The 26,769-nt window shown below is 57.0% G+C and carries 22 protein-coding genes; 12 read left to right on the top strand and 10 right to left on the bottom strand.

Annotated elements, in window-relative coordinates:
• Positions 1-143 precede the first annotated feature (143 nt).
• The 8 genes from ACR0BK_RS13880 (at position 144) to ACR0BK_RS13845 (ending at position 12,352) form a co-directional block, all read left to right on the top strand.
• Entirely contained in the window at positions 144-1,577 is a 1,434-nt protein-coding gene (locus ACR0BK_RS13880) for an NAD(P)-dependent oxidoreductase (protein ID WP_480555080.1), read from the top strand.
• 24 nt (positions 1,578-1,601) lie between these two features.
• The gene (locus tag ACR0BK_RS13875; RefSeq protein ID WP_480474595.1) at positions 1,602-2,039 is read left to right on the top strand and encodes a GFA family protein; all 438 of its coding nucleotides are present in this window, start codon (positions 1,602-1,604) and stop codon (positions 2,037-2,039) included.
• Positions 2,036-6,568 carry a glutamate synthase large subunit gene (gltB, locus tag ACR0BK_RS13870; RefSeq protein WP_480555078.1) on the top strand — a complete coding sequence of 1,511 codons (4,533 nt, stop codon included), beginning with the start codon at positions 2,036-2,038 and terminating at the stop codon, positions 6,566-6,568. The genes ACR0BK_RS13875 and gltB overlap by 4 nt, the downstream gene beginning before the upstream one ends.
• Positions 6,569-6,749: 181 nt before the next feature.
• Positions 6,750-7,664: a Hint domain-containing protein gene (locus ACR0BK_RS13865; protein ID WP_480519709.1), complete on the top strand. Its 915-nt coding sequence runs from the start codon at positions 6,750-6,752 to the stop codon at positions 7,662-7,664.
• A gap of 39 nt (positions 7,665-7,703) precedes the next feature.
• Positions 7,704-8,438, top strand: coding sequence for a monofunctional biosynthetic peptidoglycan transglycosylase (gene mtgA, locus ACR0BK_RS13860; RefSeq protein WP_480474601.1), 735 nt, complete (start codon positions 7,704-7,706; stop codon positions 8,436-8,438).
• Positions 8,439-8,496: 58 nt separating this feature from the next.
• Positions 8,497-9,162 carry an FtsZ-binding protein FzlA gene (gene fzlA / locus ACR0BK_RS13855; protein WP_480474603.1) on the top strand — a complete coding sequence of 222 codons (666 nt, stop codon included), beginning with the start codon at positions 8,497-8,499 and terminating at the stop codon, positions 9,160-9,162.
• Positions 9,163-9,238: 76 nt separating this feature from the next.
• Positions 9,239-10,276, top strand: a complete 1,038-nt coding sequence (gene queG / locus ACR0BK_RS13850; RefSeq protein ID WP_480519713.1) for a tRNA epoxyqueuosine(34) reductase QueG — start codon at positions 9,239-9,241, stop codon at positions 10,274-10,276.
• Positions 10,277-10,348: 72 nt separating this feature from the next.
• On the top strand, positions 10,349-12,352 hold the full coding sequence (locus tag ACR0BK_RS13845; RefSeq protein WP_480555077.1) for a hydantoinase/oxoprolinase family protein: 2,004 nt from the start codon (positions 10,349-10,351) through the stop codon (positions 12,350-12,352).
• A gap of 39 nt (positions 12,353-12,391) precedes the next feature.
• On the opposite strand, the gene msrA is transcribed toward ACR0BK_RS13845, so the two are convergent.
• The 3 genes from msrA to ACR0BK_RS13830 form a co-directional block, all read right to left on the bottom strand.
• Entirely contained in the window at positions 12,392-12,904 is a 513-nt protein-coding gene (msrA, locus tag ACR0BK_RS13840) for a peptide-methionine (S)-S-oxide reductase MsrA (protein WP_480474609.1), read from the bottom strand.
• Positions 12,901-13,350: a peptide-methionine (R)-S-oxide reductase MsrB gene (msrB, locus tag ACR0BK_RS13835; protein ID WP_480474611.1), complete on the bottom strand. Its 450-nt coding sequence runs from the start codon at positions 13,348-13,350 to the stop codon at positions 12,901-12,903. The genes msrA and msrB overlap by 4 nt, the downstream gene beginning before the upstream one ends.
• A 125-nt stretch (positions 13,351-13,475) precedes the next feature.
• Positions 13,476-14,360, bottom strand: coding sequence for a DMT family transporter (locus tag ACR0BK_RS13830; RefSeq protein WP_480474612.1), 885 nt, complete (start codon positions 14,358-14,360; stop codon positions 13,476-13,478).
• A 176-nt stretch (positions 14,361-14,536) separates the two neighbouring features.
• Between ACR0BK_RS13830 and ACR0BK_RS13825 the strand changes: the two genes are divergently transcribed.
• Positions 14,537-15,739: a BCCT family transporter gene (locus ACR0BK_RS13825; protein ID WP_480555076.1), complete on the top strand. Its 1,203-nt coding sequence runs from the start codon at positions 14,537-14,539 to the stop codon at positions 15,737-15,739.
• Positions 15,740-15,819: 80 nt separating this feature from the next.
• On the opposite strand, the gene ACR0BK_RS13820 is transcribed toward ACR0BK_RS13825, so the two are convergent.
• The 5 genes from ACR0BK_RS13820 to ACR0BK_RS13800 form a co-directional block, all read right to left on the bottom strand.
• Positions 15,820-16,293 (bottom strand): GNAT family N-acetyltransferase, encoded by a 474-nt coding sequence (locus ACR0BK_RS13820; protein ID WP_480555075.1) that lies wholly within the window; start codon positions 16,291-16,293, stop codon positions 15,820-15,822.
• Positions 16,294-16,509: 216 nt separating this feature from the next.
• The gene (locus ACR0BK_RS13815; RefSeq protein ID WP_117871130.1) at positions 16,510-16,797 is read right to left on the bottom strand and encodes an HU family DNA-binding protein; all 288 of its coding nucleotides are present in this window, start codon (positions 16,795-16,797) and stop codon (positions 16,510-16,512) included.
• Positions 16,798-16,927: 130 nt separating this feature from the next.
• On the bottom strand, positions 16,928-18,391 hold the full coding sequence (locus ACR0BK_RS13810; protein ID WP_480555074.1) for an AMP nucleosidase: 1,464 nt from the start codon (positions 18,389-18,391) through the stop codon (positions 16,928-16,930).
• A complete protein-coding gene (gene ade, locus ACR0BK_RS13805) occupies positions 18,388-20,190 on the bottom strand; it encodes an adenine deaminase (protein WP_480555073.1) in 1,803 nt (600 codons plus the stop codon). The genes ACR0BK_RS13810 and ade overlap by 4 nt, the downstream gene beginning before the upstream one ends.
• A gap of 139 nt (positions 20,191-20,329) precedes the next feature.
• The gene (locus ACR0BK_RS13800) at positions 20,330-21,199 is read right to left on the bottom strand and encodes a LysR family transcriptional regulator (RefSeq protein ID WP_480555072.1); all 870 of its coding nucleotides are present in this window, start codon (positions 21,197-21,199) and stop codon (positions 20,330-20,332) included.
• 114 nt (positions 21,200-21,313) lie between these two features.
• Between ACR0BK_RS13800 and ACR0BK_RS13795 the strand changes: the two genes are divergently transcribed.
• A complete protein-coding gene (locus ACR0BK_RS13795; protein ID WP_480474622.1) occupies positions 21,314-22,069 on the top strand; it encodes a class II aldolase and adducin N-terminal domain-containing protein in 756 nt (251 codons plus the stop codon).
• Positions 22,070-22,089: 20 nt separating this feature from the next.
• Positions 22,090-23,079, top strand: coding sequence for a sterol desaturase family protein (locus ACR0BK_RS13790; RefSeq protein ID WP_480555071.1), 990 nt, complete (start codon positions 22,090-22,092; stop codon positions 23,077-23,079).
• A gap of 22 nt (positions 23,080-23,101) precedes the next feature.
• Here ACR0BK_RS13790 and ACR0BK_RS13785 read toward each other — a convergent pair whose 3' ends face one another.
• Positions 23,102-23,734, bottom strand: coding sequence for a class I SAM-dependent DNA methyltransferase (locus ACR0BK_RS13785; protein ID WP_480474626.1), 633 nt, complete (start codon positions 23,732-23,734; stop codon positions 23,102-23,104).
• Positions 23,735-23,821: 87 nt separating this feature from the next.
• On the opposite strand from ACR0BK_RS13785, the gene ACR0BK_RS13780 reads away from it, so the two are divergent.
• Positions 23,822-24,667 carry an SDR family oxidoreductase gene (locus ACR0BK_RS13780; RefSeq protein ID WP_480519731.1) on the top strand — a complete coding sequence of 282 codons (846 nt, stop codon included), beginning with the start codon at positions 23,822-23,824 and terminating at the stop codon, positions 24,665-24,667.
• A gap of 5 nt (positions 24,668-24,672) precedes the next feature.
• Here ACR0BK_RS13780 and ACR0BK_RS13775 read toward each other — a convergent pair whose 3' ends face one another.
• Complete coding sequence (locus ACR0BK_RS13775; RefSeq protein ID WP_480555070.1) at positions 24,673-26,292, bottom strand: GMC family oxidoreductase; 1,620 nt, start codon at positions 26,290-26,292, stop codon at positions 24,673-24,675.
• Positions 26,293-26,769: the final 477 nt, after the last annotated feature.

Here is a 26,769-nt window from a genome sequence, read left to right as displayed (position 1 = left end):
TCGTACCTAAAATTCCCTCCATAATTTGTCGATTTCGAGCGGGAGGGCGAAAAATTCTCATATTAGGTCAGCATATATGACTTTTCATCCGTTTGCGCATCGCATAAAGAAATCGAACCAAGCCAATTCATGGAGTCTGACCCGTGGCCAAGCAACCGATGCTGAAATTTGTGCAGATCGACCGCGTCATGCCGGAAAAGCGTGCCGCCAATGACCGCAGAGAAGACTTTAACGAGATTTATGCAGAATTCGCTGCCGAGAAAGCAGCAGAACAGGCCAGCCGTTGCAGTCAGTGCGGTGTGCCTTACTGCCAATCGCACTGCCCGCTGCATAACAACATTCCCGACTGGTTGCGGCTGACTGCAACCGGACGGTTGGAAGAAGCTTACGAAACCAGCCAGGCGACAAACACCTTCCCCGAGATTTGCGGCCGCATCTGCCCGCAGGACCGTTTGTGCGAAGGAAATTGCGTGATCGAACAATCCGGTCATGGAACGGTCACCATCGGAACGATCGAAAAGTACATTACCGACACGGCGTGGGAAAAAGGCTGGGTCAAGCCAGTGGTCCCTGCGGCAGAGCGCCGTGAAAGCGTCGGCATCATCGGTGGCGGGCCGGGCGGTCTTGCCGCGGCAGACATGCTGCGTCGGGCCGGTATTCAGGTCACGGTCTATGATCGCTACGACCGTGCGGGTGGGTTGCTGATGTATGGCATTCCGGGCTTCAAGCTTGAAAAAGAAGTCGTCCAGCGGCGCAACGACCTGTTGGCTGACGGCGGTGTCGAGTTCGTTTTGAACTGCGACGTGGACGCTGCCAAATTCGCGGAAATTCACGCCAAGCATGACGCGGTCATCATCGCGACGGGCGTTTACAAGTCGCGGGATCTGTCCATGCCGGGCAGTGGTCTTGCCGGGATCGAGAAGGCAATCGATTTCCTGACCGCATCAAACCGTAAAAGCTTTGGTGACGTTGTTGAGGATTTCGACAACGGACGGCTGAATGCCGAGGGCAAGAAGGTTGTCGTGATCGGTGGTGGCGACACTGCGATGGATTGTGTGCGCACGTCGATCCGCCAGGGCGCGACGTCAGTCAAATGCCTGTACCGTCGTGACCGGGCAAACATGCCGGGTTCGCAGCGCGAGACACAGAATGCCGAGGAAGAAGGCGTGGTATTCGAATGGCTCAGTGCACCCAAGGGGTTCACGGGCGACGACAAGGTTTCCGGCGTGATGGTGCAGAAAATGCGCCTGGGGCAACCCGATGCATCTGGTCGCCAGGCCCCCGAAGTGATCGAAGGCGCGGATTATGTCGAGGACGCCGATCTGGTGATCAAGGCGCTGGGTTTTGAGCCCGAAGACCTGCCAACGCTGTTCGGGCAGCCCGACTTGCCCGTCACCCGATGGGGAACGGTCCGGGCAGCATTCCAGACCGGGGAAACCGAAATGGAAGGTGTGTACGCAATTGGCGACATCGTGCGCGGTGCTTCGCTGGTTGTATGGGCGATCCGTGACGGGCGCGACTGCGCCGACGCGATCATCGACCGGTTTAATGCCAAGACTGCCGTCGCAGCGGAATAACCCCAGCTTTCAGGAGGGTTCGAAATGTCGGAACTTCAAGGCCAATGCATGTGTGGTGCGGTCACTGTAACTGCTACACCGGCGCGGGATGCGCTGGGGGCGTGTCACTGTGACCAATGCCGTCGGTGGACCAGTTCGATGCTGGTGACGTTTCAGGCGAAAGAAGGCTATGCCGCGCTAGGCCCGGTCAAGACATTTACCTCGTCCGACTGGGCAGAACGTGCCTTTTGCGACGAATGCGGATCCTCGCTCTGGTACCGGATCACGCTACCGGGTGAGATGCACGGACAGACACAAATGGCGGCTGGCCTGTTTGAAAATGCAACAGGCAACCCGCTGAAACTTGAACTTTATATCGACAAAAAGCCCGAGGGATACGCGTTCGCAGGCGAACGTCGGCAAATGACCAAAGCCGAGGTCGAAGCCATGTATTCCCTCTCTGACGAAGGAGACAGCCAATGACCAAATATGATGCCGATTGGGTGCGGGCGGAAGAAGCAAAACGCAAGTGGATGGCCGAAAATGGTCTCTACTCCGAGGCAGAAGAGCATTCTTCGTGCGGTGTGGGCCTTGTTGTGTCCGTTGATGGCAAACGGTCTCGCAAGGTGGTGGATGCCGGGATTGATGCCCTGAAAGCGATCTGGCATCGCGGAGCCGTGGACGCGGATGGCAAGACCGGCGACGGCGCGGGCATCCATGTGCAGATTCCAGTTCCCTTCTTCTATGATCAGATCCGCCGCACAGGCCACGAACCCAAGCTGAATGAACTGATTGCAGTTGGTCAGGTCTTCCTGCCCCGCACCGATTTTGGCGCACAGGAGCGGTGCCGGACCATCGTCGAAAGCGAAGTTCTGCGTATGGGGTATTACATCTATGGCTGGCGACACGTGCCTGTCGATGTGACTTGCCTGGGGGAAAAGGCCAACGCGACCCGCCCCGAGATTGAGCAGATCCTGATCTCGAACTCCAAGGGTGTGGACGAAGAAACTTTTGAGCGCGAACTCTATGTCATCCGTCGTCGCATCGAAAAAGCGGCCTTGGCGTCGGGCATTTCGGGCCTTTATCTTGCGTCGCTGTCCTGCCGGTCGATCATCTACAAGGGCATGATGCTGGCTGAACAGGTCGCTGTATTCTATCCCGATCTGATGGATGACCGCTTTGAATCGGCGTTTGCGATTTACCACCAGCGGTATTCCACGAACACCTTCCCGCAATGGTGGCTGGCACAACCATTCCGCATGCTGGCCCATAACGGCGAGATCAACACCCTCAAGGGCAACGTCAACTGGATGAAAAGCCATGAAATCCGGATGGCTAGCGGAACTTTTGGTGACTATGCCGAAGACATCAAGCCGATCATCGCTGGTGGTTCGTCAGATTCCGCCGCATTAGACTCCGTTTTCGAGGTGTTGGTGCGTGCGGGGCGGTCGGCCCCGATGGCGAAAACCATGCTGGTTCCGGAAAGCTGGTCCAAGCAGGCGGTCGAGCTGCCGCAAGCGTGGTGCGACATGTATTCCTACTGCAACTCGGTGATGGAGCCATGGGATGGTCCGGCCGCGCTGGCGATGACCGATGGACGCTGGGTTTGCGCTGGTCTGGACCGGAACGGGCTGCGCCCCATGCGGTACGTCGTGACTGGCGATGGCCTTGTCATCGCAGGGTCGGAGGCAGGAATGGTGCCGATCAACGAAGCCACCGTGACCGAAAAAGGCGCATTGGGGCCGGGTCAGATGCTGGCGGTCGACATGAAAAAAGGCAAGCTGTACCGCGACACCCAAATCAAGAACAAACTGGCCAGCGCGCTTCCATTCGGCGAATGGGTGGGCAAGATAAACGACCTGGACGAAACGCTTGCTGGTGTGACCGAAGCTCCGATCTTTGTGGGTGGCGAGTTGCGCAAGCGCCAGATTGCCGCGGGATACTCGGTAGAAGAGTTGGAGCAAATCCTTGCTCCGATGGCGGAGGATGGCAAGGAAGCCTTGGCATCCATGGGTGATGATACGCCCTCGGCTGTTTTGTCAAAACAATACCGCCCGCTGAGCCATTTTTTCCGTCAGAACTTCAGCCAGGTGACCAACCCGCCGATCGACAGCCTGCGTGAATACCGCGTGATGTCGCTGAAAACCCGGTTTGCCAACCTCAAGAACGTGCTGGACGAAGACAGCAGCCAGACCGAGATCGTGGTTCTGGAAAGCCCCTTTGTCGGCAACGCGCAATGGGACAAACTGGTTGAGAACTTTGATGCGCCGCTGGCGGAAATCGACTGTAGCTTCGAGGCTGGTCAAGGCGCATTGAGCGAAGCTTTGGCCCGTATCAGAGCCGAATCCGAAGAGGCGGTGCGATCTGGTGCCGGGCATATTGTCCTGTCTGATATGCGGTCGGGCGAGGATCGGATTGCGATACCAATGATTCTCGCGACCAGCGCTGTGCATTCCCATTTGACGCGTCAGGGTTTGCGGACCTTCTGTTCGTTGAACGTTCGTTCGGCCGAATGTGTGGACCCGCATTACTTTGCCGTTCTGATCGGATGTGGTGCGACTGTGGTGAACGCCTACCTGGCCGAAGATTCTTTGGCCGACCGCATCGACCGCGGTTTGCTGGACGGAACCCTGACAGAAAACGTCGCGCGCTATCGCGAGGCGATCGATCAGGGCCTGTTGAAGATCATGGCCAAGATGGGCATCTCGGTCATTTCGTCCTATCGCGGTGGTCTGAACTTTGAGGCCGTCGGCCTCAGCCGTGCCATGGTGGCCGAGTATTTCCCCGGTATGACCAGCCGGATTTCCGGTATCGGTATCAAAGGTATTCAGGCCAAGGCCGAAGAAATCCATGCCAAGGGTTGGAACAGCGGTCTGGATGTGCTGCCCATCGGTGGTTTCTACAAGGCGCGTAAGTCAGGTGAGACCCACGCGTGGGAAGCGACCTCGATGCACATGATGCAGATGGCCTGCAACAAGGCTTCGTATGAGCTGTGGAAACAGTATTCGGCCAAGATGCAGTCGAACCCGCCAATTCATTTGCGCGATCTGATGGATTTCAAACCGTTGGGCAAGCCGGTGCCGATCGAAGAGGTGGAATCGATCACCTCGATCCGCAAACGCTTTGTCACGCCAGGTATGTCGCTGGGTGCATTGTCGCCCGAAGCGCATAAAACACTGAACGTGGCGATGAACCGGATCGGTGCGAAATCCGACAGTGGCGAAGGTGGCGAAGATCCGGCACATTTCGTGCCTGAACCCAATGGCGACAACCCTTCGGCCAAGATCAAACAGGTGGCTTCGGGCCGGTTTGGCGTGACTGCGGAATACCTCAACCAGTGTGAAGAGCTTGAGATCAAGGTCGCTCAGGGTGCAAAACCCGGCGAAGGTGGTCAGTTGCCAGGTATGAAGGTCACCGACCTGATCGCGCGCCTGCGCCATTCGACCAAGGGCGTGACGCTGATCTCGCCGCCGCCGCACCACGATATCTATTCGATCGAGGATCTGGCGCAGCTGATCTACGATCTGAAGCAGATCAACCCGCGCTGCAAGGTGACGGTCAAGCTGGTAGCGTCCTCGGGCGTTGGCACGATTGCTGCCGGTGTAGCCAAAGCGAAAGCGGATATTATCCTTATTTCGGGTCACAATGGCGGTACAGGCGCGTCGCCTGCGACCTCGATCAAATATGCCGGTTTGCCGTGGGAGATGGGCCTGACCGAGGCGCATCAGGTTCTTGCGATGAACAACCTGCGGGATCGCGTCACCCTGCGGACCGACGGTGGTCTGCGTACCGGTCGCGACATTGTCATGGCCGCGATGATGGGGGCCGAGGAATACGGCATCGGTACCGCCGCGCTGATCGCCATGGGTTGTATCATGGTGCGTCAGTGTCAGTCGAACACTTGTCCGGTGGGCGTGTGTACGCAGGATGAATCCCTGCGCGCCAAGTTCACCGGCAATGCGGATAAAGTGGTGAACCTGATCACTTTCTATGCCCAGGAAGTGCGAGAGTTGCTGGCCAGCCTCGGTGCGCGCTCGGTTGACGAGATCATCGGCCGAGCCGACCTGTTGGCTCAGGTCAGCCGGGGATCGGCGAATCTGGACGATCTGGACCTCAATCCGCTGCTGATCACTGTCGATGGGGCACATAACATCGTCTACAACCGCGACAAAGAGCGCAACGCGGTGCCGGATACGCTGGACGCCGAAATCGTTCGTGATGCGGCCCGGTTCCTGAAGGATGGTGAAAAGATGCAGCTGTCTTATGCCGTGCAGAACACGCACCGGACCGTTGGAACCCGTGTGTCCAGCCATATTGTGCAGAATTTCGGGATGCGGAACACCTTTCAGGACGACCATCTGCATGTGAAGTTGCAAGGCTCTGCCGGGCAATCGCTGGGAGCTTTTGCGGCCCCGGGTCTGAAGCTGGAAGTGTCGGGCGATGCCAATGACTATGTTGGTAAGGGCCTGTCCGGGGGTATGATCGTCGTGCGCCCACCGCAGGTCAGCCCGCTGAAAGCAGATGACAATACGATCATTGGCAATACGGTTCTCTATGGGGCCACTGATGGGTATCTGTTTGCCGCCGGTCGCGCCGGTGAACGGTTCGCGGTGCGGAACTCTGGCGCCAAGGTTGTTGTCGAGGGGTGCGGTTCCAACGGGTGTGAATACATGACCGGCGGTGTCGCTGTTATCCTTGGAACGATCGGAGCCAACTTTGGTGCGGGCATGACAGGCGGAATGGCCTATCTGTATGATCCCGAAGGCAAGGCAGAGGCGCTGATGAACAGGGAAACGCTAGTCACTTGCCCGGTCACTGTGGACCACTGGGAAGAGCAGTTAAAAACACTTATCATGCGTCACGCTTCTGAATCACAAAGCCGCAAGGCTGCTGATATTCTTCAGCATTGGGATGTGGAAAAAGGCAACTTCCTGCAGGTTTGCCCGAAGGAAATGCTGAACAAACTTAGCCACCCACTGAGTGTTGAAGCCAAAGCAGTTCCGGCGGAATAAGCCGAAACTTTTTACCTCGCGAAACCCCGCGTGTCATTTGCACCACGCGGGGTTCGTATATTAACGACGTTTCAGTGCTGGTCTTGCCCGTTTATCCGAAAATCGCCAATCTTTCTTCACACTCAGGCGATAATCATGGGCCGATCTAGGCACCAGATGATAAGCAGACAGGGGCAACCGGATGCCAACACCGTATCAGGATCAGTTTTATACTTTCGATCCAGCAAACCCGCCGCCTGCGGGAACGGCTGTCGCGGTTAGCAGTTTCACTTTGATCGATGCAGATGATGACAACGAAATTGATGCACCGAGTGGTGATACAGTCAATGGCCAGGACGTTACGAATTCCTGGCCGGGAGACACTGTTACCATCAACGTCGCGGGCGTCGGGAATGTAACCTATACCGGCACCACGTTTTATCTGGCTGATGGATCTCGGGTTTTTACACCGACAGACGGCCAGGTCTTGCAGCCGGGAACGTTTGTTTCAGCCACCTTCGTCAACACACAGGGGCCGCTGAATGTCGGCAATTTGGGTCCGCCCTGTTTCACGCCGGGCACCATGATAATGACCCCGGATGGGGAACGCACGGTGGAAGATCTTAAGGTCGGTGATCTGGTCACGACCGTGGATCATGGCCCTCAGCCTTTGATCTGGGTTGGGCGTACAGTGGTAGCCGCCGAAGGAAAGCTGGCCCCGATCCGGTTTGAGGCCGGAGTGTTCGACCTGGATCGTCCGCTGCTTGTTTCGCCTCAGCATAGGATGCTGATTGAAGACTGGCGAGCCTCGTATCTGTCCGGGCACGCTGAAGCGCTGATTCCGGCACATGCTCTGGTCAATGGAAAAACGGTGACCCGCGTGGAAGGCGGTGAGGTGGAGTATTTCCACCTTTTGTTCAAGCAGCACGAGATCGTCATCGCCAATGGCGCCAAAAGCGAAAGCTATTATCCGGGGCATGCGTTGTCGGCCTCGGACCGCGAAACGCAGAGCGAGGTCCTGCATCTGTTCCCTGAACTGGCAGGTCATGATCCGATGTCGGTAGAAACCGCACGCCCGGTTGTTCACCCGCGCGAAGCGCGCGCCTTCGCAATTTAGGCCGTTTCAAACCCGGACCGCGCGTCGTATAGCTGAAGTATGGCGAAGAAAGCAGCCCGCAAATCAAGCGGTAAGAAAAACAAGGCATCCAGCAGGAAATCACCAACGGTGCGTCAGATACGCCGTTGGCTGACTCGTGCGGTTGCGGCAATTGCAGGAGCTTTGCTTGCGATAATCCTGTTGTATTCGGTTGTGAACCCACCTGTAACCCATACGATCTGGTCAGAATGGCGCCGATTGGGAAAGGTTGAGCGTGAATGGGTACCGATCGAGGACATGGCCCCGATCATGGCGCGATCGGTTGTGGCAGCAGAGGATGCGAATTTCTGCCTGCATTGGGGATTTGATGTAGAGGCCATTCGAGATGCGCTTGAGGATGGCGGAAATCGCGGTGCCTCGACCATTACACAGCAAGTGGTAAAGAACGTATTCCTTTGGCAGGGGCGCAGTTGGATACGCAAGGCGCTGGAAACTTCGATCACACCTGTGGTCGAGATTTTCTGGAGCAAGCGGCGCATCCTTGAGGTCTATCTGAACGTTGCCGAAACCGGGAATGGCGTTTTTGGGGTCGAGGCTGCCGCGCAACAGTATTTCAACACCAGCGCATCGAAACTGACCCCAGTTCAGGCAGCGCGGATTGCCGCCATTCTGCCGTCACCGCGCAACAGGTCAGTCACAGATCCGACGGCGCGTACGCGCAGACGGGCGGCATCTATTCTGGATGGGGCGGCCACCATCCGCGCAGATGGTCGCGCAGATTGTTTCGAGGATTGAAACCCGTCGCCTGCCAAGGCTAAATCTGTCGGGTACTCACTGGTTCGATTGGAAGCCCATGGCGCGTTTGTTTCATGTTCCCCTCTCTCCGTATTGCCGCAAGGTTCGGCTGTCTTTGGCGGAAAAGAAGATCGAGGTTGAGCTTGTCGAAGAGCGATACTGGGAGCAGGATCCCGACTTTTTGCGCCGAAACCCTGCGGGTAAAGTACCAGTATTGCGTCTGGACGGACAAATGATGTCGGAAAGCGCGGCGATCTGCGAATATATTGAGGAAACCCGCCCCGAACCATCATTAATGCCAAAAAGTCCCGAAGCCCGATACGAAGTACGGCGCCTTGTCGGCTGGTTTGACGACAAATTCCATCATGAGGTGACGTCGAAGCTGCTGTACGAACGGGTGAACAAAAAAGTGACGGGTCAGGGCTATCCTGACAGCAAGAACGTCAAACAGGGTGCCAAAGCGATCAAGTACCATCTGGATTATATGGCATGGCTGTTGGATCACCGCCGGTGGTTGGCCGGTGATCAGATGACACTGGCTGATTTCGCGGCAGCGGCGCACCTGTCGTCGCTGGACTATATCTCGGATGTGGATTGGAACCGCAGTCAGGTGGTCAAGGACTGGTATGCAAAAATCAAATCGCGCCCTGCTTTTCGCTCTATTCTGGCGGATCAGGTGCCGGGTTTCCGGCCGCCGCCCCATTACGCGGATCTGGATTTCTGATAGGGTGTGCCAGGGGGGCTGTCTGCCCCCCCCATCGCGCATCTGCGCGATTCCCCCCGAGGATATTTTTGGCCAGATGAAGAGCGGATCAGATTTGAAGGAAAAGCTGGTACAGCAGGCCCTTGAAGAGGGGTTTGTTGCGTGCCGTGTCTGCCGCCCCTGGGATGTTCCAAAAGTTCCCGAGCGTTTGGCAGCGTTCCTGGACGCAGGGTATCATGGGCAGATGGGATGGATGGCCGAGCGGACGCATTGGCGCGGTGATCCTGCGGCCCTTTGGCCCGAGGCGCGATCAGTGATCATGCTGGCCGAGAGTTACACGCCGGAACATGATCCTACAGACGTCTTGAAGCAACGCGCCCACGGGGCGATTTCTGTCTATGCGCAGAACAAAGACTATCATGATCTGGTCAAAAAGCGACTGAAGCGCCTGGCGCGGTGGCTGATTGCCGAGGCGGGCGGCGAGGTTAAGGTGTTTGTTGACACTGCACCCGTGCCGGAGAAAGCCTTGGGGCAGGCCGCCGGGTTGGGCTGGCAGGGGAAACACACGAATCTGGTCAGCAGGGAGTGGGGTAATTGGGCCTTTATAGGGTCTGTTTTTTCAACTTTGGATATACCCGCGGATCCCGCTGAGATTGATCGCTGCGGGTCTTGTCGGGCCTGTTTGGACAGCTGCCCCACGGACGCCTTTCCGGGCCCGTATCAGTTGGACGCACGGCGGTGCATTTCCTACCTGACCATCGAGCATAAAGGCCCTGTGAAGCCTGAGCTTCGCAGAAAGCTGGGCAATCGAATCTACGGCTGTGACGATTGCCTTGCGGCTTGCCCGTGGAACAAGTTTGCGGTTGCCGCAAGCGACCTGCGCTATGCAGCGCGCGAAGATCTGGCGGCGCCTGCGCTGGAAGAGCTGGTGGCGCTTGATGATACTTCGTTCCGAGCGAAATTCTCGGGCTCACCCATCAAACGGATCGGGCGCGACCGGTTTGTGCGCAACGTGCTTTATGCCATTGGAAACTCGGGGCAGTCGAAACTGAGGGCCGCGGCCCAAAGTTTGACAGATGACCCAGATGAAACCGTGGCCGACGCAGCGCGCTGGGCGGTGGAACAACTTTCATAATTGCCGCAAACAGGCTGGACGTGTCGGCCCCAATCGCTACACCAATCTGCAGCGAACAGTAAGGAGAACCCGATGGCGCTGGCTTTGGGGGTGGATACGGGTGGAACCTATACCGATGCGGTACTGATCCGGGATGAAAAAGAGGTAATAGCCTCGGCCAAGTCCCTGACCACACGTGCGGATCTGGCAATTGGTGTAGGCAAGGCGATTTCTGCCGTTTTGGAGCAGGCAAAAGTTGCGCCGGATCAGATTTCAATGGCCTCTTTGTCCACTACATTGGCGACAAATGCCTTGGTCGAAGGGCAGGGCGGGCGCGTTGCATTGATCTATATCGGGTTCAAAGACAGCGACCTTGAAAAGCACGGTTTGAAGGACGCGTTAAAAGGGGACCCGGCCCTGGTTATGTCTGGTGGGCATTCCCATTCTGGCAGCGAAGCTGCACCATTGGATGTTGCCGCGCTGGAGCAGTTTTTAGACACTCACAAGGGGATTTCAGGCTTTGCCATAGCCGCTCAGTTTGCCACCCGTAATCCCGCGCATGAACTTGAAGCCGCGCGAATCGTTTCGGAAAGAACCGGGGCTCCGGTAACATGTTCGCATCACTTGTCGGCAAAGCTGAATGGGCCGAAACGCGCCGTGACGGCAGTGTTGAACGCGCGGCTGATCGGGATGATCGACCGTTTGATCGAGCGGGCGCAGGACCGGCTGCGCGAGTTGGGGATTATGGCCCCGATGATGGTTGTTCGCGGTGATGGGGCGTTGATGAGTGCTGAACAGGCGCGTGAACGCCCCATTGAAACGATCCTGAGCGGACCTGCCGCGTCAATTGTCGGCGCGCGCTGGTTGACTGGCGCAGAGAATGCGTTGGTGTCGGATATTGGCGGTACGACAACTGACGTGGCGTTGATCCGTGACGGTAAGCCCGCGATCGACACGGCAGGGGCACAGGTGGGCGGGTTCCGCACAATGGTCGAGGCAGTTGCGATGCGCACCCATGGCCTTGGAGGTGACAGTCAGGTGCATGTCGTGACCGAGGGGTTGCAGGGCGGTGTTTTTCTGGGGCCGCGCCGCGTTCTTCCGGTGTCCCTGATCGCCTCGGAAGCGCCCGAGATCGTTCATGCCGTTCTGGACGAGCAATTGCGGGCCACGACGGTGGGTGAGCACGATACGCGCTTTGCCCGACGCGTGCCGGGAATACGTGACGACGGTATAGATGTGCGCGAAGAAGCCCTGTTGGAGCGGTTGGGAGATCAGGTTCTGCCGATTGGTTCCTTGCTTAGGTCCCGAATGGAGAGCGGCGCATTGACCCGGTTGGTGGATCGCGGGATCGTTCAGATCTCGGGCGTGACGCCGTCGGATGCCAGCCATGTACTGGGGCGGGTGGATGCCTGGGATTCGGACGCCGCCCGTAAGGCACTTGAATTGGTCGCGCGCAAACGGGTCGGGTCCGGAGATATGTTGGCAAGTTCCGCCGAGGCGCTGGCGCAAATGATCGTGGACCAGTTGACGGAACAGACCAGTTTGATTTTGTTAGAGGCTGCTTTTGATGAGGAACCGGACAGTTTCGGGCTGCCGCCACAGGAGTTGGCGCGGCATGTCCTGACACAGCGCGGATTGGCGCGGCATCGCGGTTTGTTGTCGCTGACCGCAGCTCTAAACGTTGATGTTGTGGGGCTTGGGGCATCAGCCCCCAGCTATTACCCGGCGGTTGGTGAACGGCTGCACTGCCGGATGATCCTGCCGGAACATGCGGGCGTAGCCAATGCGATTGGCGCCGTCGTGGGACGGTTGACCTTACGGCGATCGGGCACGGTGACAAGCCCTGCCGAAGGGCGGTACCGTGTACATCTCGAGGGCGGGCCCAAGGATTTTTCCGCATCAGAAGACGCGTTGGCTTTGCTGGAAAATGTTCTGAGGTCGGAAGCTGAAGGCGCGGTGCGCGAAGCCGGTGCAGAAGATATCCGCGTGATCGTGGATCGCGACATCAAAACCGCGCGGGTCGAGGCCAATGATGTGTTTGTCGAGGCAATGATCACGGTCGAGGCAAGCGGGCGACCGCGGGTTGCGACGGGCTAGCCCCTCTGACTTGTACAGAGGGGCATGGCAGGTGGTGCATTATTCTGCGGCGCTGGCACGTTTGGGAAGAACCCAGCCCTGGCGCGGGAAGTGGCAGGTATATCCGTTCGGGATGCGCTCAAGATAATCCTGATGCTCGGGTTCGGCCTCCCAGAAATCGCCGACGGGTTCGACTTCGGTTACGACTTTTCCCGGCCACATGCCGCTGGCATTCACATCTGCGATAGTATCCAGCGCAGTTGCTCTTTGGGCTTCATCGACGTGGTAAATCGCGGAACGATAGCTCATGCCTCGGTCGTTGCCTTGCCGGTTCACCGTGGTCGGGTCGTGAATCTGGAAGAAAAATTCCAGCAGGTCGCGGTAACTGATCTGCGACGGGTCAAACCAGATCTCGATCCCTTCGGCGTGGGTGCCATGGTTGCGATAGGTTGCGTTGGGCACATCGCCTCCGGTGTAGCCCACCCGGGTTCGCAAGACGCCCGGCAGCTTGCGGATCAGGTCCTGCATACCCCAAAAGCAGCCTCCGGCCAGTACAGCACGTTGTTCAGTCATTGGATTTCCTCCACGTGGATCAGGAATTCGGCGTAACCTTCAGCCTCCATCTCATCCCGATGGATGAACCTGAGCGAGGCCGAGTTGATGCAATACCGCAGGCCACCATGTTCTCGCGGGCCGTCGGGGAAGACATGCCCCAGATGGCTGTCGCCGTGTTTCGAGCGAACCTCGGTCCGGATCATACCATACGTCGTATCGCGAAACTCCTCCACATGCTCATGGAGGATCGGCTTGGTGAAGCTGGGCCAGCCACATCCGGATTCGTATTTGTGGGTCGAAGCAAACAGCGGCTCGCCTGACACGATGTCCACGTAGATGCCCGGTTCCTTGTTCCCCAAATACTTGCCTGTCCCCGGTCGTTCGGTGCCGTTGCGTTGGGTGACATGAAATTCTTCGGGCGAAAGCGCCGCGATAACCGTGGGGTCTTTGGTGTAGCGTGTCATGGATCCTCCGGCTGATTTGACGTTTGAGCCATTATCTGGGGGCTGCAGGGTAGAAAGCAAAGCGATATTTCAAACAGCTCTCACAGTCGTGCAGTCGGTCAGACGCAAACATTTGGGTCCTTGCTTTAGGCCGAAGCCGTTTTGCCAGAAGGTTGGCGTGACAGCTGAACCGCAAGAATACCCAGCGTCGTGACGGTAACGCCAATTGCGTCCATCGCGCCCAGTTTTTCGCCCAATAATATGGCCGCAATCGTGACACCAAATACCGGGTTCAAAAAGTGGAACGTGGCTGCGCGGATCGCGCCGATGCGATCCAGAAGAAGGAACCAGATCAGCGTGGCCAGCAGCCCAGGAAACAGGGTTGTGTAAGTGAACGCCAATGCCAGTGGCAGCGTCGGGTGGATGTAAATGGTCTCAAAGATCGGAGCGGCCACGAACAAAGTGGCGGAACCTACAAGCATCTGCAGGCCCACGACCATCATGAAATTGCCGCCTGAGGTTGCGCCGCGAACCGCGAGGGTGGCAAAGGTCAGCGCCAAAGCTCCGATGCCGCATAGCGCGACGCCGAACATGTCGACACCAGAACTGATCCGGCTGCTCATGATCAGGGCGACGCCGGTGAATCCGGCAAACAAACCCAAAATACCGAGAGGGCGCAGTTTCTCGCCAAAAATAAGCCACCCTGCCAGTGCCACCAGCAAGGGCATTGTGGACGCGATAATCGCCGCAACCGAAGCCTCGACCGTTTGCATCGCGTAAAAATTCAGACCCAAATACAGGGCATTTTGGCAGATACCGAACAGAATTGTCGCCCGCCATTGGTTCCGAGTCAGGTGCCAGCTTTGCCCCATCGCCCGGGCAATCAGAACCCCCAGAACCCCTGAGATCAAAAACCGCAGAGCCAGCGAAAACAAAGGAGAGGCGTCTGCCACTATGATCCGCGCCGAGGTAAAGGCGGACGACCAGATCAGGGCAAATGTCAGCCCCATGGCTATGGCGCGCAGATCCATGGAGACCCCCTGTCACTATGCGCGGACTGTCCCCGATTTTGTGATCGGTCGCAAGCGCTGCGCGTCATAAAAGACGCATATGTGATGACAGGAAAGTCGCCCTTATGTTTTCGTTGATTGACTGACCAATTAAAGCTATCAGCTCCGGGATCTGACATATCAAGGGAGGGTTGTCGGTGCTTCTGGAATACATTCTACCTTTTGGCGTCCTACTGGCGTTGGGCCTGGTCGCGTTCTTCGTCGTGAAATGGTGGAACCTGCGCTGCGTTGGCGTGACACCTGTTCACCTTTTCACATTCATCGCGATCCTGTTTACGTCCGGTCTGGATGTTGGCCTGATCATGTTCCCGTTGACAGAATTTGGTGGGTATGCCGAAGATCCGGCATATGCCTTTGCTAATCCACTGGCGATCGAATTCGGTTTCTGGGGTTTTCTGATCTGGGCGTTTTACTTCCTGACAGCCTTCTATTTCTGCGTGATCGAACCGCGCGTGAAATTCTTTGAGATCCCGCTGGTCAAACTGATCAACAACGTGGTCATTATTGGCACCTGCGCCTTTACCGCCAGCCTGTTCCTGATCTACCTGCCTGGCTACCTGCCAGAGGTCGGAGATGGCGAATCTGTCGTTACCACCTTCTACGTCATCGTGTTTGTGGTCATATTGGCGGCGGCATACTCGTCGACCGACCTGAAATATGTGCGGATCCTGTCGGTGGGCTCGACCTTCCTGTTCATGGCCCTGATCCTGGGAATGTGGGCGGCCGCTGGTATGGGAATGACCGGGTTTGTCGAAACCGGCAGTAACATTGGCGCCTATTTCACCAATATGCACAAATTTGTCCTGCCGCTGACTGACTACCATGCCTTCTACCTGTTCTGGTGGTTTGCGTGGTCAATCATGATTGGCCAGTTTACTTCGCGCTTTGTGGGCGGGTTGAAGACCTGGCAGTTGCTGGCGGCGTTGCTGATCTTCCCGTCGATCCCGCTGGGGATCTGGTTCACCGTTCTCTACTACTATCATCTGAACGGTATCAGCACCGCAGGGATCACCAATATCGCGATGGTAATCGTGGGCGTGACCTTTGTGATCAACTCGCTGGACTCTCTGATTAGGCTCTATACGGACAACCTGAACATGACCGCCGAGCGGTTTGGCAAGGCGACCTATGTCGCCGGCAACGTCGCGCTGCTGTTTGTCCTGACCCTGCTGTTCCAGAGCCAGTGGCTGCAAATCCAATGGATCGGAGCCGTCGTAGTCGGTCTCTACCTGGCTTGCGTGGTCTATATCCTTGTAACCAAGCGCAAAGAGGTGATGAGTATCGACGCCATGCCGGAAGATCGTGATCTGGACTTCCACAAGGTTGAGACGATTCACTGATTGTTTCTAACCTACCAAAACAAAAGCGGGCCTCGACATCGGGGCCCGCAGCCGTGTTTTGGCGCTGCCCGGTTCGCGCCTCATTCCGTGTCGAGACGATATTTGAGGAAGCTGTGGCCAGAGTAGTCTACTTGCCCAACAAAATACGCGCCGAGTTTAGTCATTGCGCGCAGTTTCGTGCGTGAAGGCGGCAGCAAGAATGTCACGAACGGAATACGATTGTCCTGCTTTGCGAATGCGATGGCCTGACGCGCTATTTTGGCACCCAGTCCAAATGCACTGGGCTTCAGGACCAGCCCGAAATCCCACTCTTCACCTTCTTTTTGAAAACCGCCCCATCCCACATATTGTCCGCGGTGCAGAATTGCCCAATGACCAAGGCCGTCCCGCGCCCAACACGACTCTTTCGCATGAACGAAACTGGCGACTGTTTCCTCATCCCAATCCTGCGTCAGGAGAGGCATGTGTTCGGCAAGAATTGGATTTCTCATATGCGCCAGTATCTCAGGTGCTGAGACGAGGGGCAGTCGCGTGAATGTAATATCCTGTTCCATAGAACTGGGATTTAGCGGGCCAAGCAGGAAATCAAAGGGTTGTCCGTAAAAAACGTGCCAAGGACATCCGGTGTTGGATTGTAGCCCATATTTACAGTCTGAATAAGAACGCTGATGCCTTAGGACACATGTGCGCAGGCTTTAAATTGTGAAGCTCAGGCACAAAAAAGGGGCCGCGTAACCGCCACCCCTTTGTATGGTTCCAAGCGCTTGAGATCAGCCGTTCACGCTGTCTTTCAGTGCTTTCGCGATGGTCATTTTCACAACCTTGTCGGCTTCTTTGGTGAAGGTTTCACCGGTTGCCGGGTTGCGGACCTGACGCTCAGGGCGTTCGCGGCAGTAGATTTTGCCGACGCCAGGCAGGGTCACTGCACCACCTGCGGAAACTTCGCGCGTGATCAGGCCGGTGATGGCCTCAAGCGCAGAGTTCGCGGATTTCTTATCGGTTCCCATTTCCTCAGCGAGAGCAGCAACCAGCTGAGTCTTTGTCATAGGTTTTGCCATTTCTTGGTCTCCTTAACGTGCCCGATCTATAGGGCCTCACCGCGTAACTGTAACGGGATATTGTGGCCAAACACAACGAATAGTAGCGCAGAAACCCCTAAAAATATGGGGAAAACGTTGCTTTTTTGCGTCAGAGGAAGGCAGTTTCGTCGAAGGAACGCAATTTCCGGCTGTGCAGACGCTCCAACGGCATGCCGCGCAGGTGCTCCATAGCGCGTATCCCGATCATCAAATGACGCCCCACCTGAGTGGTATAAAAGGACGAGGCCATGCCCGGCAGCTTTAGTTCGCCGTGCAGGGGCTTGTCCGACACGCACAGCAAAGTGCCGTAAGGAACGCGAAAGCGATAGCCGTTCGCGGCGATTGTGGCGCTTTCCATATCCAACGCGATGGCCCGCGACTGGCTGAGGCGCTGAACCGGTCCGGATTGATCGCGCAGTTCCCAGTTGCGATTGTCGACCGATGCAACTGTTCCCGTCCGCATGATCCGCTTCAGTTCATACCCTTCCAGCTCGGTCACTTCGGCCACGGCGCGTTCCAGCGCGACCTGAACCTCGGCCAGGGGCGGGATGGGCACCCAGACCGGCAGGTCATCATCCAGAACCTTGTCATCACGTAGATATGCATGGGCCAGAACGAAATCACCCAATGCCTGCGTGTTGCGCAATCCGGCGCAATGGCCAACCATCAACCACGCGTGGGGGCGCAGAACCGCGATATGGTCGGTCGCAGTTTTCGCATTCGAGGGGCCAACACCGATGTTCACCAAAGTAAGACCCGAACCATCTTCACGCTTCAGATGATAGGTTGGCATTTGCGGCAGTTTCAGCGGTTGCTCGATTTCTGCGTCCGGCTCCGTGATCTCAACATTCCCGGTCGAGACAAAGCTGGTATACCCGCTGCTGGGATCAGCCAACTGCTCACGGGCGTAGTTCTCGAATTCCGAAACATAGAACTGATAGTTCGTGAACAGAACGTGGTTCTGAAAATGCCGGGCATCTGTCGCTGTGTAATGTGCCAGTCGCGCAAGTGAATAATCGACGCGCTGGGCAGTAAACAATGACAAGGGCCCGACGGCGTCTTCATGATCGTGCACGCCGTTAACGATGTCGTCATTCGTGGTGGTCAGATCCGGCACGTCAAACACATCGCGCAGGGTGAAAGCAGCCGCCCCCTGATGCGGCACAACCAGACCTGACGTATTCGCCACGGCAAAATGCACCGGAATAGGTGTGTCCGACGCTGCAATCGTCACCGGTTGGTCGTGATTCTTGATCAACAGGGCAATCTGCTGGGTCAGGTAGGACCGGAATAAATCCGGGCGCGTTACGGTTGTAGCGTGAACACCGGGTTCCGCCACATGCCCAAAACTCAGGCGGCTGTCGACTTGAGCATAGGTCGACGTCATTATGCGAATCTCGGGGTAATAGGCCCTGTATCTGGCGGTTGGTGCTCCATTTTGCAGTACCTTCGAGAAGCTGTCGCACAGAAATTCTGTTGCTTGAGTGTAAAGCTCCTCCAGTCGCGCAACTGCGGCTGCGGGATCGGTGAACTGTTCTGGCGAAAGGGCCTCAGGTGTCAGGAGTGTCGTCATGCCAAGGGTTCCAGAAGATCAATTTTTTTGAATGTGCGCACGTCAACCAGCCCGAGATCAGAGATCCTGAGTTCCGGTATGACGACCAACGCCAGCAGCGAATGTTGCATATATGCGTTGTTCAGATTGCAGCCACATTCCTGCATGGCTTGAACCATCCTGTCCGCCTTGGCCGCAACTTCAGCGGCCGGGCTGTCGGACATCAGACCGGCAATGGGAAGTTCGACCATCGCCAGTTCCTGGCCGTCCCGGAAGATCGTGATGCCGCCACCCACCTCGGCCAGTCGATTCGCGGCCAGCGCCATCTGTTCACGGTCCGTGCCGACGACGATCATGTGGTGACTGTCATGTGCCACGGTCGAGGCCATGGCCATTTTTCCCTGATATCCAAACCCCGAGACAAAGGCATTGGTGACGCCCCCTGTCGCCCGGTGTCGTTCGACCAGTGAGATCTGACATACGTCACCCTCACCTTCAACAAGCCCGCCGATAATCGGCAATTCGGCTTTCAGCGCTTTAGTGGGGGCCTGGTTTTCTACCACGCCAATGACGTTGGCCCTTACCTTGTTTGCGCCCTTCGGCGCCGTGATCTCAAAATCGGTCGAGGTCAGCGCATGCTTCAGATGAACCGTGCGACGTGCCTTGTCGGGCCAGTTTAGATGGGGGCAATCAACCTTGATCACCCCGTTTTCCGCGACAACCTGCCCGCGCGCTATGACCAGTTCGACCGGCAATTCGGTCAGGTCAGAGCTGAGGATGATATCCGCCCGTCGTCCCGGCGTGACCGATCCAATCTCGCGTTCCAGACCGAAATGCGTGGCGGTGTTGATCGTCGCCATCTGCACGGCAACAAGCGGGTCACAGCCGCAGGCAATGGCGTGGCGCACGACGCGATTCATATGCCCTTCATTGACCAGCGTTGCAGAGTGGCAGTCATCCGTGCACAGGATGAAATTGCGCGCATCCAGGCCTTTCTCGGTTACTGCGGTAATCTGGCTTTCAACGTCATACCAGGCCGAGCCCAACCGCATCATCGAACGCATTCCTTGACGAACCCGTGCGATGGCATCCGCTTCGCAGGTGCCTTCGTGGTCATCGGCAGGTCCGCCAGCCACGTAAGCCGCAAAATCAGGCCCTAAATCAGGGGATGCGTAATGCCCGCCAACAATCTTTCCTGCCCGCTGCGTGGCCGCAATCTCGGCCAGCATCTTGGGATCGCCGTGAATCACGCCGGGGAAGTTCATCATTTCACCCAAGCCGATGATCCCGGGCCATTTCATCGCCTCGGCGACGTCTTCGGGGGTGATTTCATAGCCTGTCGTCTCTAACCCCGGTGCAGACGGCGCGCAGGAGGGCATCTGAGTGAAGATGTTGACCGGCTGCATCATTGCTTCGTCATGCATCATGCGCACACCATCCAGCCCCAACACATTGGCGATCTCGTGCGGGTCGGTGAACATACTGGTTGTGCCATGAGGGATCACCGCGCGAGCAAACTCGGCGGGGGTCAGCATCCCCGATTCGATGTGCATATGCGCGTCGCATAAGCCGGGCAGGATATAGCGGCCTTGCGCGTCGATAACCTGTGTCTCTGGTCCGGTACAATGCGAGGCGTCTGGACCGACAAATGCAATCCGGCCTGCGGCGATTGCAACAGAATGGTTCGGCAGCAGTTCGCGGCTGTGCACATTTACCCAAGTCCCACCCGTTATTACCGTATCTGCTGCCTCACGTCCGGCAGCAACTGCGATCAATTTGGGGGCGACATCGGGCCAAGTTGGGAAGGGTGTGTTTTCCATGGCTCAACTTTCACGAATGCGCGCGCGGGTGCAACCCCGGTTCTTCACTACTGCCGACGGATCACAATCCTGCAAATCTGCCCAACCCGGCCATCGAAAGCTGACATAGGTGCCGACAGCGCCCAGGAACCCGTCGAGTTTACGTTTCGGACCCGAATTCTCGCCGTATCCAGTTCGCAAAGGTGACGGCCCCGGGCGTATCCTCAGCCTGAGGGGAGAGCAGCAGATAATACGCCTCGGGCATCGGGGCGCGATGCTCAAATGGTGCGATCAGCCGCCCCTGATCGATCAGGTGACCCGCGATGGTGTCATGGGCCAGGCACAGGCCACCTCCGGCCATCGCGGCTGACAAACAAACCAAATAGGTTGTTGCGTAGGTAATAGAAGGATTCTGCCAATTCAGACCCTGATCTTCCGCCCATGTCGCCCAGTTGATCAAAAGGTTGGAACAGTCGAACAGGGGTTTTTCCTGAAGGTCTTGCAGACACACCTGATATCCCGGCGCGCAGACGGGATAGTAATATTCAGAGCGCAGCATTTCTGTTCTGGTCGTATCCGAAGGTCGAAGGGAAAACCTGATCTCGACCGCTGCGCCTTCGGCCATCTCGCGCGGCTCCCACAACTCGGTGAAGATGTTCAGCTGAACATCCGGGTGTTCCGCCCGAAATAACGGAAGGCGCGGGGCCAGCCAGTTCACGGCGAAACTGATGTTGCACTGCACCTGTACCGCGTTCTGTTGCGCGCCAGTAACCGCCTGAGTGCCCCGTATCAGCGTCCGAAACGCCTCGCGCACCACCGGCAAATAGGTGATCCCGGCCTCTGTCAGCTCAAGCGCCTTCGGGCGTCGCAGGAACAATGGCTGACCCAGATGACCTTCCAGCGATTTGATCTGCTGACTGACCGCACTTTGCGTCATGTTCAGATCCCGTGCCGCGTCGGTGAATGACAGATGGCGGGCTGCGGCTTCGAATGTGCGCAGCCAGCCCAGCGGGGGAAGCCTGTTTTGCATCGACATAACTCCGGCATAAGTTCAGCTAATGGGATAGTTGCGTTTTTTTCGTTGGTCAAATTGCCGGACCAAATGCAGGCTTTGGTCATTCGCAGTTGTCAAAGGACTCCACACATGAGCCTCACTAGCCTTCGCCCCAATATCGACCATTGGTCAGAACGTGTGGACATGGCCGCAACCTTTCGCTGGACAGCCCGGCTGAATATGCATGAAGCCGTTGCCAACCATTTCAGTCTTGCTGTGAACAAAGACGGGACGCAGTTCCTTATGAACCCCAATCAGGCGCATTTCTCGCGTATTCGCGCGTCTGATCTGTTGCTGTTGAACGCCAACGATCCGGATGTGATGTCACAGCCCGGTGCACCTGATCCCACGGCCTGGGGCCTGCACGGCTCGATCCATCGCCATTGCCCACACGCGCGCTGCGTCATGCATGTGCATTCGATCTTTGCAACTGTTCTGGCCTCACTGGCCGACAGTACGCTTCCGCCAATCGATCAGAACACTGCGACCTTCTACAATCGCTACGTTGTTGACGAAGAATTTGGCGGGTTGGCTTTTGAAAGCGAAGGAGAGCGGTGCGCCGGGATGCTGGCTGATCCGAAAAAGAAGGTCATGATCATGGGCAACCACGGGGTTCTAATTACGGGCAGTGACCCGGCGGATACCTTTAACAGGCTCTACTATTTCGAGCGCGCTGCCGAAACATACATCCGGGCACTGCAAACAGGTCTGCCCCTGCGGGTGCTGTCGGATGAGATTGCCGAGAAAACAGCGCAGGAACTGGACGACTACCCCGATCAGGCCGAAGCGCATCTGCGAGAGATCAAGGCAATACTCGATGCAGAAGGCTCGGATTACGCAACCTGATGCAAGACAGAGTGACCGACATGCGAGATACCGCGCAGGACCCCGAAGCCGCCCGCTGGCATTACCACCCCGACGGGCCAGTAGGCCTCAATCCGCTGTTCAGTTGGCCGCCGCGCCCATCCGCCGTGCTGAAATGGTACGGCGGAGCGTGGTTGCAAATCACCGCCCTGACCCTGTGCATGACTTTGGCCGTCATCGCCTATGCGTTCTTTTTCCCTGAGTTAGAGACGACGAAGAGCTTTGCACCCGGCTGGATGTTCAGGATTTGGTTGCTGAACATGGTGCCGCAAACTCTGATAGCAGGAAGCCTGCACTGGTGGCTGTACATGCGCAAAGGGCAGGGGATGCACAAAAAGTTCGATCGAAGAGACCTGACGCGGGACAACGGAACATTCACATTCCGCAATCAGGTCTGGGATAATATCTGGTGGACGCTGGGCAGCGCCATGACGGTGGCGACCATTTACCAGTGGGTCATCTTTTGGGCGATGGCAAATGGCTGGGTTCCGACGATTACCTGGGCCAGCGCGCCGGTGTGGTTTGTGGTTTGGATGCTGTTCATTCCCATGTGGTCCGGCCTGCATTTTTACTGGGTGCACCGGCTGGAACATCATCCCAGGCTTTATAAACATGTGCACGCGGTCCATCACCGCAATGTCAATACCGGGCCGTGGTCAGGGATTTCGAATCACTGGTATGAAAACATGCTGTATTTCACGACGTATTTCATCCACCTGATCGTGCCATCCCATCCGCTGCATGTGTTGTTTCACAGCTCGTTCCAGCAGGTCAGCCCGATACTGTCCCATTCTGGGTTCGAGAAGATAAAGGCCGGTGAGACCGAAGCCGCGCGGGCGGGCGACTTTTTTCACCAGCTCCACCACCGGTATTTCGAGTGCAACTACGGCACATCCGAAATTCCTTTCGACAAGTGGTTTGGCACCTATCACGATGGCTCGGCCGAGGCGACGACGCGCACGCGCGCTTACAAAAAGCAGATGTATACTTGACGCGGCTGGACCTGTCCGGGGCCTAAACCCGTTCGAACAATGCAATGAAGGCCGTGTCATCCTTGTTTGGACCCGCGGCAAGATCACCGTAGATGCGAACCTCGGGCAGGGTCAGGTTGCGAATCTGATCCTGTTCCAGTTCGTGCAGCTTGCCCTTGAAGCCCATCTTTTCGAAATGGTGGGCGTTTATTGACAGGGCGAACGTCGCGCCTGACCGTGCGACGCGAAGCAGGGCGGGTAATACTTCGGGACCCAGATGGCCATGCGTGAACGTGCCAGATGACACGATGCCGGAGTAGCTGTCAGGCGGAACCGGGATGCCATGGGTCAGGTCAGCCTCGATCGCGTCCCGGTAGATATCCTTGCGCATAGCCTGTTCCAGCATTTCCGAACTGATATCCGTGGCATCAATCGGCCCAACGCCAAGCCCAGACAACACCGCGCCGCATAGGCCCGTTCCCGCACCGACATCCAGAACCGGCCCCTGACCGCCCGCGCCCACAAACGCCCGTGCGGTATGGATATGAAGCTGATAATCCTCACGCGCGGCAAAGCTGTCGTCATAATCCCCGGCCCATTCCGCATAAAGGCGTTTGTTTTCGTCCGGAGAGCTCAGCGCGTAGGCAGAATGCAGGTCTGGTTTCTTTTTGCTCATATCCACAGAAAGGCGCATCAGAAGATTCGATTCAAGTGCGTCCATGCGGCGCTTGCATCCCGATGCGCTGAAGCCCATCAACGGGGCATGACCAAGACACTCTTCTCATTTGGCCACGGCTATTCTGCGCAGGCCCTTTCCCGAATTCTTGCCCCGAAAGGCTGGCAGATTTTTGGCACCACACGAGATGGCGAAGGCGCAGATGCGATACGTGCCTCTGGCGCGGACCCGCTGATCTGGCCCGGTGAGGTCCCAAATCTGGATGGGGTGACGCATTTGCTGATCTCAACGGCACCGGGCGAGGCGGGCGATCCGGTACTGGCGGCGCTGGGCGATGAGATCCGAAAACGGGCAAGTCAGTTCACATGGGTGGGCTATTTATCGACAACGGCTGTTTATGGCGATCATCAGGGCGGCTGGGTTGACGAAGACACCCCGCCAACACCGACCGCCAAGCGTGGAAAGTGGCGCATGCTGGCTGAAGAGCAATGGGCGGCTGTGCCGGGCCTGCCTGTTCACATCTTCCGTCTGGCAGGGATATACGGCCCAGGTCGTGGGCCGTTCTCCAAGCTCACACGCGGTGGGCTGCGGCGCATCATCAAGCCGGGGCAAGTGTTTTCGCGTATCCACGTGGATGACATTGCGCAGGTTCTGCAAGCCTCGATGACAAGGCCGAATCCGGGCAGTGTTTACAACGTATGCGACGATGAACCTGTCCCGCCACAGGATGTCATCGGGTATGCCGCCGAATTGCAGGGGCTTCCTCTGCCCCCGGCGGTTTCATTTGACAAGGCTGACCTGACACCGATGGCGCGCAGTTTTTATAACGAGAACAAACGCGTCCGAAACGACCGGATCAAGGATGAGTTGGGTGTCGAATTGATCTATCCAAACTACCGGGTGGGGTTGGAGGCGCTGATGAAGGACCGATAGGTTCTTTACTGCGCGGCTGCTTTAATCATATCCGAGGCTTTTTCCGCGATCATTATTGTTGGCGCGTTTGTGTTTCCCGATACCAGCGTTGGCATTACCGACGCATCAACCACACGCAGCCCCTCGATCCCCCGCACCCGGAGTTCAGGATCCACAACCGCCAGATCGTCGGTGCCCATCTTACAGGTGCCAGCCGGGTGATAGATCGTGTCGGCACGGGCGCGGATATGCCCCTCCCAATCGGCGTCGGATTTCGCCGTATCGGTTCCGAACATCTCTTTGTGCCGATATTTGGCTAAAGCCGGCGCTTGCAGGATGTCTCGCGTCATTCGCGCGCCTTTGATCATGGTGTCCAGATCTCGTGCATCTGAAAGAAACCCCGGATCGATGACAGGCATTGCCATTGGGTCCGCGCTGCTCAGGCCAACGGTTCCCCGACTTTCCGGGCGAAGCTTGCAGATATGACAGCTGTACCCGTAACCGTAATGCAGCTTGCGGGCGTGATCATCGACCATTGCGATGGTGAAATGCAGCTGGATATCCGGGCGTTTCAACTCGGGTGAGGTCTTCAGAAACGCCGCCCCTTCGGCAAACGGTGTGGCCGCCATTGACACACCGGTCTTGCGCCACTGACGGATGTGCTTCAGCAGTCGCACCGCTGCTGTCGCGCCGATCCCAAAGTTGTTCGTGTCTTTGGTTCGGTAGGTCAGCGTAAAGTCGAGGTGGTCCTGCAAATTCTGCCCCACACCCGGCAGTTCATGCAGAACAGCGATCCCGTGCGTTTCAAGATCAGCGCTTGCTCCAATCCCTGAGACTTGCAGCAGTTGAGGTGTTTTTAATGCTCCCGCGCACAGGAGAATCTCGCGCGTGGCGGTAACGGTGGTGTCTGCCTTTTTGCCTTTGACCCTGAAAACAACGCCAGTTGCGCGCTTACCCTGAAAGACCAGCCTTTTCGCATAGGCATGTGTAATGACCGTCAGGTTCGGGCGGTTGGCAATCGGGAACAGGTAACCCGCAGCCGCTGAGCACCGCTCTCCATTCTTTGAAGGGTCATGATACTGCGTTACCTGGTACACCCCGACACCTTCGTTATCGCCTCGGTTGAAATCTTCAGTGTGGCGATGTTGGAGTTGCTGCGCGGCTTCAATGAACGCGCGGGTGATCGGGCGAGGTTCTTTTTGCTGTGACACCTGTAACGGGCCTTTGTCACCATGCCAGCTGTCTGCACCAAGCTCATTGTTCTCGGACCGTTTGAAATACGGCAATACGCTGTCCCAATCCCAGCCGTCGCAGCCCAGATCGGCCCACCCATCATAATCCTGCCGCTGACCTCTGACATAAAGCATCGCGTTGATCGCGCTCGAACCACCCAGTGCTTTACCGCGGGGTTGATACCCCCGGCGTCCGTTCAACCCGAGTTGCGGTATGGTTTCAAAAGCCCAGTTGTTGATCTTGGGGCGTCCCGGAAGGGTTGCCACGACAGCTGCCGGCACCCTGACAGTCAGGCCCTTTCCGTTCCCGCCTGCTTCGAGCAGGCAAACGCGTGAAGCCGGGTTCTCGCTGAGGCGGTTTGCAAGAACGGATCCTGCCGACCCGCCGCCCACGATGATATAGTCGAACTGCATGCTGGCTTCCCTACTATCAGAACCATTGATGCGCTGGTCCGCTGTTCGCCATCCGAGCCAGGCTTCCCTGAGACTGCGTCAATTGAGTGAAAAAACAATTGTGACCTGAAGTCAGTTTCCAAGTGTTCTTCGACATTCAGCGAAACGGTACGCCCGCGTCGATCGAAAGACTCAAGACGGATATCAATGTCGTCGTTTGCTGTCGGGGCCGACGATTCCAGCCAAAGCGCAGATTTCACCCACTTCTTCTGATGAGCCTGCACCTTAAGTGGCTGGCGGAAATCGCAAAATAAACGTTTAAGTATTTGAGTTATAATAATTAATTTAGAATTTAGTGAGAAAAGCAAAGTTTTTTCAAAATGGGGGTTGCGGGTAGGGAGTCTAATCCGTAAATACCCCTTCACCGGCGCAGCTGAGGTTGGCCTGACGGACTGGAAAGACGGTTGAGACGCACCGGAGAGACGGTGGGCATCTGAG

Source organism: Ruegeria sp. AF1 (assembly GCF_056542125.1).
The sequence above is the reverse complement of the archived record's forward strand: the minus strand, read 5'-3'. Positions and strand labels throughout refer to the sequence as shown.